Consider the following 13,031-nt stretch of genomic DNA (forward strand, 5'->3'; position numbering starts at 1 on the left):
AAAGAACTTAATTACTTAATAAATTACACATTACCAACATACTTCAAGCCAATGTAAGGACCAGAAGCTGCGAAATCAGTTTCAAGACCATTAGTAGCAGTATTGTGCATAGCGTTGAAGTAGTTAAACCACATGTAACCAACGTCTAAAGTCAAATCGCCTTGAGCCATTGCGTAAGTGTAGTCAGCGCCAAGCTTAGCTTCCAACTCAGGAACGATGGCATTTTTAGAACCAGTAACGAAACCTATTCCATCATAGAAATCGCTGGTACCAACCAGAATAGCAGCAGCTCCTTTAGCATAAATACCAAAGCCATTGCCAAATACATAGTTCATGTCTAAACCAGTGCGAGGACCAAAGCCGTTGAACTTGGAGTTGAATCCGTTAAACGCAAAGTTATTGAAATAACGGTTCACATCAGCTTCAATGCGAGCATATTGAACACCGCCATGGAAACGCATTTTCTTGTTAGCGCTGAAATCTACGAATTGACCTAGTTCAGCATTAACTGCATCCCACTTGTTGTTGTAGTTGTGCCAGTTAGCAAAATCAAACCAGTGATCACTGTCGTTATCAAAATGATACCAGTTCACATTGATGTCATTACCAGTATTGAAGTGATAAGAACCTTCTAATTTGAAGCCCCAATCCCACTCATGGTCAACATCATGCCAATGCCGCCAGCCACCAACTTGGGTGAAACCATTGTAGCCCCAATCAGCATCATAGATTGGTTGCAAATATAGTGCGGTGATACCAATATCCCATGCAGTTCTTTCGCAAGGAACAGTTACATTACCTGGGGTGCAAACTGGTCCCATGGTTCCAGCAAACACTGCACCGCTTCCTAAGGCGAGTACTGCCACTGCTGTTTTTTTCAAACTAAACATGCCTTGTCTCCACTTGTTTATTATTGAGTTTCCATTTTATTGATAACTCACCATTTGGAGTTGTCAATAGCACGCATCGTCGCTTAGGTTCGAAGCATGCAACGATATGAGTATCTGCAGTGATTTTAAATAAGTCAAGAAAATTTATTAAAAATTCCAATATTTTCATAACGATATAACTAAATTTGAACAGTATCTATATTTTTTTAACATTATTATCATGTCTCTTTCAAATGAAATTTGTTGACCAAGAAGGGGGTTTTCGAGGATGAAATGCCATCATGAAAAGATACTTTTTTAATCACAAAATTTATTTTTTTATCAATGTCACAACAACACGTCTGTTAGCAGCTCTCCCCTCGTCAGTATCATTCCTGGCTATCGGTTGCAGAGCTCCTACCCATGTTATTGATAGTTTTCTTTGAGGTACTCCAAGCCTAATCAAATAATTTTTCACAGACTCTGCTCGATATTGTGAAATGGCATTATTGTAACCTTTACGGCCGCTATCGTCAGCATGACCAATAATCTTAATGGCATCAATTTGTACATCAGCATCCACGTATTGGGCAATCCGTCGTAATTGCACTTTATCAGCATCAGACAATAACTTACTATCCACCCCAAAATGAAACACGCTTTCTTTTACATCCTCATAGTTGAAAGGCAACAGGCCACTCAGACAACGTTGATATTGTGAATACACTTTTTGAAACCGAATAGGTGAGAGTGTAACCGTAGTGCGAAATCCTTCCTCTGATAAATAGTTAAAGCTTGCCTGATATCCTTGCGATAAAAACGTCAATAATTTTAAAGCGGGCTGTCGATTTAAAAATAGTCCATACTCCCCGGGTTTAATATAAGTTCGGGTTACCAGATAAGATCTGGTTAATAACGGTTTCCACACTGGGGGACTTGCTACAATTTGAGCAGGTAAAACCCGTTGAACTTGATCCCATTTACGCAGAATGAAATGAGGGGATTGGGTAGCGTATTGCTCAAAGTAGCCAATACCATAATTTGGAATCGTCAATGACAAGCCACATCGAAGAGGATTGCCTGTCATACGCCAATTTTCTTCTCCCATAGGGCTTGCGTATTGGATAGAGGGAGCAGCAAAGACGACAGTAGTAATGAATAAAGAACTCATTGCAATAATTTTTGCCTTCTTGCATATAAAATGCTCTGAAATCATTTTTTGCTCATCCAAATTGCCTAATTCATGTTATTCTCTTTTATCGGCAATAATGCAGGAACCTTTATTATGCAAACTCTGATAATTAATCGCCCTGACGATTGGCATCTCCATCTCAGGGATGGAGAGTTTCTAACTCATACCGTCCAGGCGTCTGCCCAACATTTTGCCAGAGCGTTAGTGATGCCCAATCTCAAACCAGCACTAACCAATTTATCTGCAATTGAGAGTTATAGAAACAGAATCATTTCGGCCATTCCCAAACAAAACTCCTTTATTCCTTATATGACTTTTTATTTAAATGAGTCCGTCAAACCAGAAGAATTACAGCAAGCCGCCTCTCTTTCTTATATAGTTGGAGCAAAACTTTATCCAGCTGGAGCGACGACAAATTCTGAAGAGGGTGCTAAATCTTTGAAAGCACTCTACCCCCTTTTTGAAACATTGCAAGCGAATAATTTAGTCTTGCAAATTCATGGCGAAGTCACTCATAGCGATATTTTCGAGCGTGAAGCATTATTTATTGATGAATACCTGAAACCTATCGCCAAACATTTCCCCAAATTAAGAATCGTGCTGGAGCACATATCGACTAAAACTGCCGTGGATTATGTTTCTGAAGGGCCTGCTAACCTTACAGCAACAATAACTCCTCACCATTTGCTTTATAATCGCAATAAGCTACTCGCAGGGGGCATTAGACCTCATTATTATTGTTTGCCTATTTTAAAACACGAAAAAGACCAAAAGGCCTTACAAATTGCAGCGACAAGCGGAAATCCAAAATTTTTTGCCGGCACTGACAGTGCCCCTCATGCCATCAATGCCAAGGAAAATGCATGTGGATGCGCCGGTATTTATTCAGCTCCATATGCGGTAGCGCTCTACACGCAGATCTTTGATGAACTTAACCAATTAAAAAAACTTAATGATTTTCTTAGTCGATTTGGTGCAGAGTTTTACCAACTCCCTATTAATCAACAGCAATTGGAACTCATTAAATCACCTCAAACTATCCCCAACTCAATGCCATTTGGATCAACTCATGTTGTGCCTATTGCTGCTGGAGACACTATAAACTGGAGTATTAATGGTTTCTCGCAATAATATTCTAAGTAACACCATTAAAAATCGCTTTCGTGGCTTTTTGCCTGTTGTTGTTGATGTAGAAACTGCGGGAATAGACCCTCAAAAAAATGCTCTCCTGGAAATGTGTATTGTTTTATTGGATATGGATGAGCAAGGCTTGTTAAAAAAGGATAGTAGTTATTTTGAACATATTTTACCTTTCCCGGGTGCAGAACTGGATCAAAAATCACTGGAATTCAACCAAATAGATCCTTACCAGCCTCTTCGTTTTGCAGTAGATGAACAAACTGCCCTTGAACGATTATTCAAACCCATCCATGACTTGCTAAAAAAAACCCGTTGCCAAAGAGCTGTTTTAGTAGGGCATAATGCCTGGTTTGATTTGTTATTCATCAAAGCGGCAATCAAAAGAACCGGGATAAAATCACCTTTCCATGCCTTCACTTGCTTTGATACAGCAACATTAGCGGGTTTGATTTTTGGAGAAACCGTATTGGCCAAAGCAGCTCAAGCAGCCGGATTACATTTTGACAGCCAGGAGGCGCATTCTGCTATTTATGATGCGGAAAAAACAGCTGATTTGTTTTGCCTTATGATAAACAAGTGGCGAATGCTGAACATCTGATATCAGAAAAACATAAATAGCCTGGATTACCTAAAACAGTAACCCAGGAGTTTGATAGAAATTTTCTTGTGTTATGCTTCACAATAAAACACAACAACAAAAGAATTCTATTTCCTCGCCCTTATATTACAAGGACTCGGAATGCTCAGACAAATATTCTGCAACACCTTTAGGAGATGCTTTCATGCCAGCTTGTCCTTTTTGCCAGCCAGCAGGACACACCTCACCATTTTCTTCAAAGAATTGAACTGCATCTATGATACGAAGAATCTCATCAATATTTCTACCTATCGGCAAGTCATTGACGATTTGTGAACGGACCATGCCATTCGTATCAATAACAAAAGCGCCTCGGAAAGCCACGCCAGCAACTGGATGCTCTACGCCATAGGATTGGCAAATACTGTGAGTCATGTCAGCTGCCAAAGTAAATCTCACAGGCCCTATTCCGCCATTTTTCACAGGCGTATTCCTATACGCATTATGGGTAAAATGTGAATCAATAGATACAGCAACCACCTCAACATTACGTCTTTTGAATTCTTCAATACGGTGATCAAGAGCAATTAACTCGGAAGGGCATACAAAGGTAAAATCCAGGGGATAAAAGAAAACTAATCCGTATTTGCCTTTCAAATGTTCGTGTAAATTGAATTTATCAACAATTTCCCCATTGCCCATTACTGCAGCCACAGTAAAATCAGGTGCTTTACGCCCAACTAAAACACTCATTCTATAATCTCCATTAGCGGTGGGTGAGTAAATCCCACAATTGTTATTAAAATTATGCCGCTACTGCATCACGCAACATAGGCTCTAACTCTCCTTGCTGAAACATTTCGGCTATGATGTCAGATCCTCCAATTAATTCCCCTTTCACATAAAGTTGAGGAAAGGTAGGCCAGTCAGAAAATTGTGGTAAAACTTGACGAATATCAGGATTGGCAAGGATATCGACATAGGCAAAGTCTACTCCACAAGCCTCAATACACTGAACTGCACGAGCGGAAAACCCGCATTGAGGCATCTTGGGAGTGCCTTTCATGTAGAGCATTATCGCATTTTCAGCAATTTGCTTTTTAATCTTTTCTAAAGTATCCACTATGCACCTTTTATAAAATAAAAAACCCAATTATGTCGAAAACCAAACAAGGTCGCAACTAATGATTCTATTGTGATAATCCTATCAATCTTTTTCTTATATTGATATTTTACCCTACCTTAACGATCAATAAAATACCAATTTAGTACTAAATGTGCCAAAAATCCCCACCTTGACGAGAATTAAAATCCACTATTTTGTAAAAGATTATTATACCAGCAGAAATGTATCCATGGCCAAGACTATAAAAATATTGAATCGCTCAGTAATGGCACATTGAATATCACACTTATCCTGATAAACTAAAGACTTTTAATCCTGGAGATTGATATGACTTTTACCCTGCCGCAATTACCTTATGCATTGGATGCACTGGCTCCTCATGTTTCCAAAGAAACCTTGGAATACCATTATGGTAAACACCATAACACTTACGTCACCAACTTAAATAAATTAATTCCCGGAACAGAATTTGAATCCATGACTCTGGAAGAGATCATCATGAAAGCTAAAGGCGGTATTTTTAACAACGCCGCTCAGGTTTGGAATCACACCTTTTATTGGCACAGCATGAGCCCTAATGGTGGAGGTGAGCCAAAAGGCAGGCTGGCGGAAGCCATTAATAAAAGCTTTGGTTCTTTTGCAGCATTCAAAGAACAATTTTCACAAACAGCTGCTACAACATTCGGTTCCGGGTGGGCATGGCTAGTCCAGGATCAGTCAGGGGCTTTAAAAATTATCAACACAAGCAATGCTGGAACACCAATGACTGAAGGATTAAATGCCTTATTAACTTGTGACGTATGGGAGCACGCTTATTACATCGATTATAGAAATAGGCGCCCGGATTATATTGAAGCCTTTTGGTCATTAGTTAATTGGGATTTTGCGAGCAGTAATCTGAAATAAAATAACAAGCTGGATTTGTTGCAATCCCTACCGGATAATTTTATGTTTATGGAGACATCATGAGTTTAATTACAAGTTACAGCCCAATGCCTGTAACCTTCACGCACGGAGAAGGCGTGTGGTTGTATGATGAGCAGGGGAAAAAATACCTCGATGGCTTAAGCGGGATAGCAGTTTGTGGATTAGGTCATGCACACCCTGATGTCACCCGTACCATACAGGAGCAGGCAGCCAGGCTAATACATACTTCTAATGTCTTTCATATTAAAGAACAAGAATTATTAGCCGCCAAACTCACTTCAATGGCACGAATGGAGCAGGTTTTTTTTGCTAATTCTGGAGCAGAAGCTAATGAAGCAGCCATTAAACTTACTCGTCTGTTTGGTCATAAAAAGGGAATTGAAACGCCTTCTATTATTGTAATGGAAAAAGCATTTCATGGTCGCACTATGGCCACCTTAACTGCATCAGGCAGTCGTAAAGTTCAAGCTGGTTTTGAACCCTTGGTCCCTGGGTTTATTCGTGCTCCCTTCAATGATCTTGATGCCATTCATACTATTGCGGCCAACAGAGAGGATGTGGTTGCAGTTATGGTAGAACCGATTCAGGGCGAGGGGGGAATTTATCCCGCAGAGGAAGGTTATCTGCGTGCATTGGCTAACCTTTGCGAGCAGAATGACTGGATGTTAATTTTGGATGAAATACAAACAGGAAATGGCAGAACAGGTAAGCTTTATTCTTGTATGCATTACGACATACAACCTGACATTCTTACTACGGCAAAAGGACTTGGAAACGGTATGCCAATTGGGGCTTGTTTAATGAGCAAGCGAGCTAAAGATTTATTTAAACCTGGAAATCATGGCTCGACTTTTGGTGGCAACCCTTTAGCTTGTGCAACGGCTTTGACTGTTCTGGAGGTCATTGAACGAGATAAGCTATGTGAGCGCGTCACTAAAAACAGTGCTTTGTTAATGGATAAATTAATTAGCAACCTGGGAGAGCATCCCCATGTAAAAGCTATACGTGGTAAAGGTTATATGATAGGAATAGAGTTGGACAGACCTGCAAATGACATGCGCGTCCTGGGTTTGGAAAACCAAGTTTTGTTCAATATTACAGCTGAAACAGTAGTAAGATTATTACCTCCACTTATTATCAGTGAAGATGAAATTGATGAATTGGTCAATCGAATAACTCGTACTATTAACCAGTTCACCAATCAGTAGTGAGAAGACAACTTTCTCTCAATTGAATAGAAATTGTTTTCTCCCTGGCTGTCTCGCAGTATGCTAAATTAATCTGGTATCTGACAACATGCTCCCTGGATTGTCCGGGAGCATGTGTGTGAGTTACATCAAAACACAAAGCTTTGCCCCTTGGCAACAAAACCTAAGAAACCATCCTTTTTGGCATTAGGCAATTTCCCTGGATTATAATGATATAGCCACATTTTTTTCTTTAAATGAGAGGGAAGTTTAACGAGCTCTGAATAGTGCGCATGTACCCCGCTTTTAGATTCTGTAGTTTCACAATCATGAAAAATAATATCTGATTCCTCATAAAAGGAAATTAACTGTACCGGACAACTTTGTGTGTCTGATGTAAAAAGGATGCGTGATTTATTATAGCTAAATATCAAACCAAAACTTGGCATCAATTCATATTCACTATAGTAATGGACTGTTTGTACCAATTTAAACTTTATTGATCGCCAAACAAAACCTTCATATTGTTTTACCGCCTTAACATCAAAAAAAGCGCTAAGATTTGCTCTCTCATGAGGCAAGGTGCTTAACCCGCCGGATAAACTTTTATCCCATAATTCGTTAATAATTTTATCAGAAGCGATTAAACAAGGTTTGTGCGAGAGATTAGGATCAAAATAGGTTATTAGAGCGAACCATTCCAATCCACCGCAATGATCATAATGCAAGTGGCTAATATAAATATTTTTTATATCTTTATAACTCAATCCTTGATCTCGTAATGAGTATTTGATATCTGTTCCTGCATCGATTAATAAAGTATCGTTTTCTAGCTCTAAAAGCACATTGGATTGATAATTTTCTGGCCCAATAGCAAAGGATGATCCGGAACCTAAAAAAGTAATTTTTAGAGTCATTGTACCCCCTGCCGTCACTCACGAAAATGTCCCGACCTTAAACCTGCTATCTTTAAGGTACTAATCCTTGCTACATGATAAAATCGAACTGTTAATTTAAGACTATGTGATGATTATTGAATTGTCAAAAACAGGCAGGAGTATTGTCAAAATGATTACATTCTATTTTTTAAGTCATTTAAATACTGATTAATGTTTATTGCCTCATTAGTAAAGAGCCATTTAACCCCTCTATTTAATTCTCTATACAGACTGTTTTTGGAATCAACAAATCCCACGCCAAAATGTTGATTGGCATCTTGTAAATATTTTAATGCCCTATTAGTCAATAATAAATAATTACCCAGTACGCCTCCATACCCCTCCTTGATGCTTAATTCACAAAATTTCTTAACGTTATTATGCACTGCAACAAGCAATAAAGATTGCCTAGGAAAAGAACACAATTTTTTAAAGGTAGTTTCCTGTAAAGTCAATAAATGAAAATCTTTACATGGCGTTAAATGTTGCAGGGTTTGCACTAATATCTCTTCCTCCTCAATAGCTGTTTTTAATTCAATAAATAAATGCATGGAATTTCCATACTGACTCACTACTTCAGAGAGCGAGGGGATTCTGCACTCCAATGCCCGTAACTCACTAAAATTCAGATCAGCAATAGCAATGTCCTTGTTCCATAATCGATTTAAGGTAGGATCATGATTAACAACGAACACCTTGTCCTTAGTGAGGTGTACATCCAGTTCAATTCCCCAACATCCGGTCTCTTTTGCGTTCTGAAATGCTTCCAGAGTGTTTTCAATTATCCCTCTTGCATTATTATGAGCTCCTCTATGCGCGATTATTAACGCACCGTTGATATTTTCGAATTCCGGTGTGTGCCTGGGAATTACAGCAAAATACTCATCAATTATTTTTTCTATGCATTTGAGTAACAAAACCAATTATCCTAATAGTCCAATTTTAATCATTTTATGCCGGCATAAAATAAAAGGCAAAATACGCTATTAGCACAAAATCACAAAAATCGACTAAACTAGAAACTATGTGAGAATGACAATACAACAATAAATTAGCATTTATAAAATTTGTAAATAACTTCCATCTTAAAATCAATGAGTTGAATTGAAGTTATTTAGAAGTCCTGATTTAAATTTCTCGGTTACAAATATTCACAAGGAGTGTTCTAATGGCAATCAAAGTAACAAAAAGGGGAATGGACATACTAAGAGACCCCATACTAAATAAAGGTACCGCATTTAGCCTCCAGGAAAGAGATGAATTTGCCTTGCATGGTTTAATACCAACAACAGTGGAAACCCTTGAACAACAAGTAGTTCGCTGCCTTGACGCTTATAGTGCCAAAGAGGACCCTTTGGAGAAACACATTTACTTACGTGCCTTGCAGGACCGAAATGAAGTACTTTTTTATCGTTTTATAATTGATAATCTGGTTCATATTTTGCCCATTATATACACACCGGTTGTCGGCCAAGCCTGTGAAATGTTTTCCCACATTTATCGGCAACCAAGAGGAGTATTTCTAAGTTATCCAGAGCGAGACAAACTGGACAGCATCATACAAAACATTGCGTCGACTCGTTCAACCAAAGTAATTGTTGTCACTGATGGCGAACGGATCTTGGGGTTGGGAGATCAAGGAGCAGGTGGATTGGGAATTCCTATAGGCAAATTGTCTCTTTATACCAGTTGCGGTGGTATACATCCTTCTAACACTTTACCTATTATTCTGGATGTAGGAACCAATAATAAGGAGCGTCTGGACGATCCGGAATATATTGGGTGGAGACACGCTCGGATTTCAGGCAAAGAGTATGATGATTTTGTTGATCAATTTGTGCAAAGTATAAAACGCCATATGCCTCATGTGCTATTACAATTCGAAGATTTTGCACAACAACATGCCTATCCTTTATTGGAGCGATATAAAAATCAACTTTGTACTTTTAATGATGATATTCAAGGAACTGCTTCTGTTGCTGTAGCCGCCATACTAGCAGCAACTCGTGTTACTAATACTCCTTTAAAGGAACATCGAGTTGCTTTATTAGGTGCAGGATCAGCGGGTTGTGGGATCAGTGAGCAGCTGGTGCATGCCATGATGAACCAGGGACTTTCTGAAGAAGAAGCCAGATCACGTTTTTATTTAGTTGACAGGTATGGACTTTTACATGATGAGATGACAGATCTATTGCCATTTCAAAAAGGATTTGTCCGTTCTTCTACCAGTCTCCAAAATTGGAAATTAGAAAAAAAAGGAGAAATCACGTTAACAGACGTTATTAACAATGCCCAACCGACTATACTCCTGGGGGTGTCTGGCCAACCTAACCAATTCAAGGAAGCAATGATCAAGACCATGCTAAGCTATTGTGAACGCCCCATAATTTTTCCTTTATCAAATCCTACGTCTCGCGCAGAAGCAATCCCGCAAGATCTGTTAAATTGGACAGCTGGTAAAGCTTTAATTGCAACAGGCAGTCCCTTTGAGCCAGTTGTAATTAATGGTCATAAAATTGAGATAGCTCAATGCAATAATTCTTACATTTTCCCGGGAGTTGGTCTTGGAGTAGTTGCAGGACAAGCCAAAAGAGTGACTGATTTAATGATGATGGCAGCAGCAGTTGCATTAAGTGAGCTAGCACCTGCAATCAGAACCGGAGAAGGACGCTTACTCCCAGAATTAAATTCCATTAGAGAAGTCAGTCAACATATAGCGAGAGCGGTAATTTTACAGGGTATAAAAGAGGGTCATATAGAGCCAATGAACAATAATAAAATCGATGATTCTATAAAAAGAACGATGTGGACTCCACAATATGAACCATATGTTCTATAATAAACCGATGTAGAAATTGCTGGAATTTAAGTTTTAATTTTTTAGAAAGACTAAAATTTATTAGTTTATCGCAATAGAATTTACAGCATAGGGTTGAGGGAAAATCAGGTTATTGATCCTACCTGATTCCCTCCAGTTTATTTATAGAAGCTTATTCTTATTATTAAATTGAGCTTAAAAACAGATAGAAAGACCCTGAAACATAACTATTTTTTATCGAGCCCCTTATATGTCCATAATTACTACCAATCTCAATCGGGCAATTCATGATTTACAGCAAGGAAAACCAGTAGCTATACCGACTGAAACGGTTTACGGATTGGCAGCACCAATAAACAATAATGCTGCCATCAGAGCTGTGTTTGAAATGAAAGGCAGACCTTTAAATCATCCTTTGATTGTTCATATTGCTTCCAATTGGGATCTGCATAAGCTCGTGGAAGAGGTACCTGAGTATGCGCATCAATTAGCTAGCAAGTTCTGGCCTGGACCATTGACCCTGGTATTCTATTGTAAAAAAGATCAAATCAATCCGCTCATTACCGGTGGTCAATCTACCATAGCGATAAGATGCCCGGATCATCCCTTGACACAAAAATTGTTACAAAAATTAAATATTCCTGTGGTGGCACCCTCTGCCAATCCTTTTGGAAAAATTAGCCCGACAACCGCTTTGCACGTTAAACAATCATTTAATGATGCCGAGTTAACTATCCTGGACGGAGGACGCTGTCGTGTGGGTATTGAATCAACCATTGTAGATGCTACCAATCCTGTTTCTTATCAAATTTTACGCCATGGAATAATAGACGAAAAAACTATTGCTGAAACGATTGCCATAGGTTGCTCGACTCAAAAAAATAATATTCGTGTCCCTGGTAAATTGGATAGCCATTATCAACCACAAAAAACTTTATATTATTTTGATCAATATGAAACCCTTTCCGAATTTTGTCAAAAACGCAAAGGGACTGTTTATGTCATAGCGAATAGACAACCCCCTGGTGTCGAGACTAATCTCTTTCATCCACTGGGAATGCATCCTGAAAAATCGGCCTATGATTTGTATTATCAACTAAGATTAGCTGATACATCCGATGCCATTTGTATCGCTATCGAGCTACCACCCAATACGAGTGAATGGCAGGGAGTACGAGAAAGAATATTAAAAGCCGGGTTCCCCTATTCGCAGCAATAAATCTCAAGTAATTTATACTTTTTTGATTTCGCGCAATTCTGTATTGACAGAACACTATAATTTGCGTAACTTAACGCCCTATGCCGAGGTGGTGGAATTGGTAGACACGCTAGCTTCAGGTGCTAGTGGGGGCAACCCCGTGGAGGTTCGAGTCCTCTTCTCGGTACCATTAATTAAGTAATAATTGCCATTGGTTTACCCAACTGAATCTTGCTACCAGCCAATAATTCTTTATCCCATTGTATTTTTTCTCCATTTGCAAACAATAAAACGACCGTAGATCCCAATTTAAAATAACCCATTTCACTTCCCTGAGATATAATCTTGTCCAAAAACTGCTCACTATAATCAAAGCGTTCTAATTCTTTTGATCTTTTGACATCACCATGCCAACTGGTTCCAATTGCACCTACAATAGTAGCCCCAACCATCACCATCACCATCGGACCAATTTTCGTTTTAAAAAAAATGGCAAGCCTTTCATTTCGTGCGAACAATTTAGGAACAACACGTGTAGTTGCTGGTTGAACGGAAAACAAAGCACCAGGAATATAAGTCATTGAAACGAGTTCTGCATCTATTGGCATATGTACCCTGTGGTAATCTTTCGGCGATAAGTATAGCGTTGCGAATTGTCCCTGCACAAATTGTTCGGCCAATTGCCCATCACAGGCTAAAAGCTCTTGTACAGAATAATATTTGCCTTTAGCCTGCAATAACTGTCCTCGTTCAATCTTGCCTATTTCGCTGATACAACCATCTACTGGACAAATCACATCTGACTGAGAAAGAGGACGGCATTCCGGCTTTAAATGACGAATAAAGAAATCATTAAAACAGTCATAAGACTTAGGATCTTCAATAAGCGCCTCACTCATGTCGACATCAAACTTACGAATAAAGTTTTGAATTAGGAAATTCTTGAGACGAGGGTTCTTAACGTCAGCAAAATACCCTGCTAAAGCAGTGATACCGTGTTTCGGAATAAGGTATTGGGGTAGTGTCTTCAGTACATCACGAAACATACTTTTTACTCAA

13 protein-coding genes and 1 tRNA gene are annotated in these 13,031 nt (G+C 39.0%); 7 read left to right on the top strand and 7 right to left on the bottom strand.

Going from position 1 to position 13,031, the window contains the following annotated elements:
• Positions 1 to 23: 23 nt before the first annotated feature.
• Both LPG_RS14980 and LPG_RS14985 read right to left on the bottom strand, forming a co-directional pair.
• Entirely contained in the window at positions 24 to 890 is an 867-nt protein-coding gene (locus tag LPG_RS14980; RefSeq protein ID WP_010948646.1) for an Lpg1974 family pore-forming outer membrane protein, read from the bottom strand.
• 310 nt (positions 891 to 1,200) lie between these two features.
• The gene (locus LPG_RS14985) at positions 1,201 to 2,085 is read right to left on the bottom strand and encodes a flagellar protein MotY (RefSeq protein WP_016357050.1); all 885 of its coding nucleotides are present in this window, start codon (positions 2,083 to 2,085) and stop codon (positions 1,201 to 1,203) included.
• 69 nt (positions 2,086 to 2,154) lie between these two features.
• Here LPG_RS14985 and pyrC point away from each other — a divergent pair, with 69 nt between their 5' ends.
• Positions 2,155 to 3,192 (top strand): dihydroorotase, encoded by a 1,038-nt coding sequence (pyrC, locus tag LPG_RS14990; RefSeq protein ID WP_025862420.1) that lies wholly within the window; start codon positions 2,155 to 2,157, stop codon positions 3,190 to 3,192.
• Positions 3,176 to 3,799, top strand: coding sequence for a ribonuclease T (gene rnt / locus LPG_RS14995; RefSeq protein ID WP_010948649.1), 624 nt, complete (start codon positions 3,176 to 3,178; stop codon positions 3,797 to 3,799). The genes pyrC and rnt overlap by 17 nt, the downstream gene beginning before the upstream one ends.
• Positions 3,800 to 3,925: 126 nt before the next feature.
• On the opposite strand, the gene LPG_RS15000 is transcribed toward rnt, so the two are convergent.
• Positions 3,926 to 4,531 (bottom strand): peroxiredoxin, encoded by a 606-nt coding sequence (locus LPG_RS15000; protein ID WP_010948650.1) that lies wholly within the window; start codon positions 4,529 to 4,531, stop codon positions 3,926 to 3,928.
• Between the two features lie 52 nt (positions 4,532 to 4,583).
• Positions 4,584 to 4,901, bottom strand: coding sequence for a Grx4 family monothiol glutaredoxin (grxD, locus tag LPG_RS15005; protein ID WP_011947866.1), 318 nt, complete (start codon positions 4,899 to 4,901; stop codon positions 4,584 to 4,586).
• Between the two features lie 330 nt (positions 4,902 to 5,231).
• Here grxD and sodB point away from each other — a divergent pair, with 330 nt between their 5' ends.
• On the top strand, positions 5,232 to 5,810 hold the full coding sequence (sodB, locus tag LPG_RS15010) for a superoxide dismutase [Fe] (RefSeq protein ID WP_016357051.1): 579 nt from the start codon (positions 5,232 to 5,234) through the stop codon (positions 5,808 to 5,810).
• A 59-nt stretch (positions 5,811 to 5,869) separates the two neighbouring features.
• Positions 5,870 to 7,039 (top strand): aspartate aminotransferase family protein, encoded by a 1,170-nt coding sequence (locus LPG_RS15015; protein WP_010948653.1) that lies wholly within the window; start codon positions 5,870 to 5,872, stop codon positions 7,037 to 7,039.
• 128 nt (positions 7,040 to 7,167) lie between these two features.
• Here the strand turns inward: LPG_RS15015 and LPG_RS15020 are convergent, their stop codons facing one another.
• Complete coding sequence (locus LPG_RS15020; RefSeq protein ID WP_011216809.1) at positions 7,168 to 7,935, bottom strand: MBL fold metallo-hydrolase; 768 nt, start codon at positions 7,933 to 7,935, stop codon at positions 7,168 to 7,170.
• 155 nt (positions 7,936 to 8,090) lie between these two features.
• Positions 8,091 to 8,873 (bottom strand): glycerophosphodiester phosphodiesterase, encoded by a 783-nt coding sequence (locus LPG_RS15025; protein ID WP_025862421.1) that lies wholly within the window; start codon positions 8,871 to 8,873, stop codon positions 8,091 to 8,093.
• A gap of 251 nt (positions 8,874 to 9,124) precedes the next feature.
• Between LPG_RS15025 and LPG_RS15030 the strand changes: the two genes are divergently transcribed.
• The 3 genes from LPG_RS15030 (at position 9,125) to LPG_RS15040 (ending at position 12,162) form a co-directional block, all read left to right on the top strand.
• Positions 9,125 to 10,795, top strand: coding sequence for an NAD-dependent malic enzyme (locus tag LPG_RS15030; RefSeq protein WP_010948656.1), 1,671 nt, complete (start codon positions 9,125 to 9,127; stop codon positions 10,793 to 10,795).
• A gap of 229 nt (positions 10,796 to 11,024) precedes the next feature.
• Complete coding sequence (locus LPG_RS15035) at positions 11,025 to 11,993, top strand: L-threonylcarbamoyladenylate synthase (RefSeq protein ID WP_010948657.1); 969 nt, start codon at positions 11,025 to 11,027, stop codon at positions 11,991 to 11,993.
• Positions 11,994 to 12,075: 82 nt separating this feature from the next.
• Positions 12,076 to 12,162: transfer RNA gene (locus LPG_RS15040), tRNA-Leu, on the top strand.
• A gap of 4 nt (positions 12,163 to 12,166) precedes the next feature.
• Here the strand turns inward: LPG_RS15040 and asd are convergent.
• Positions 12,167 to 13,018, bottom strand: a complete 852-nt coding sequence (gene asd / locus LPG_RS15045) for an archaetidylserine decarboxylase (protein ID WP_010948658.1) — start codon at positions 13,016 to 13,018, stop codon at positions 12,167 to 12,169.
• Positions 13,019 to 13,031: the final 13 nt, after the last annotated feature.

Source organism: Legionella pneumophila subsp. pneumophila str. Philadelphia 1, from assembly GCF_000008485.1.
In the GTDB taxonomy this organism is placed as follows: Bacteria; Pseudomonadota; Gammaproteobacteria; order Legionellales; family Legionellaceae; genus Legionella; species Legionella pneumophila.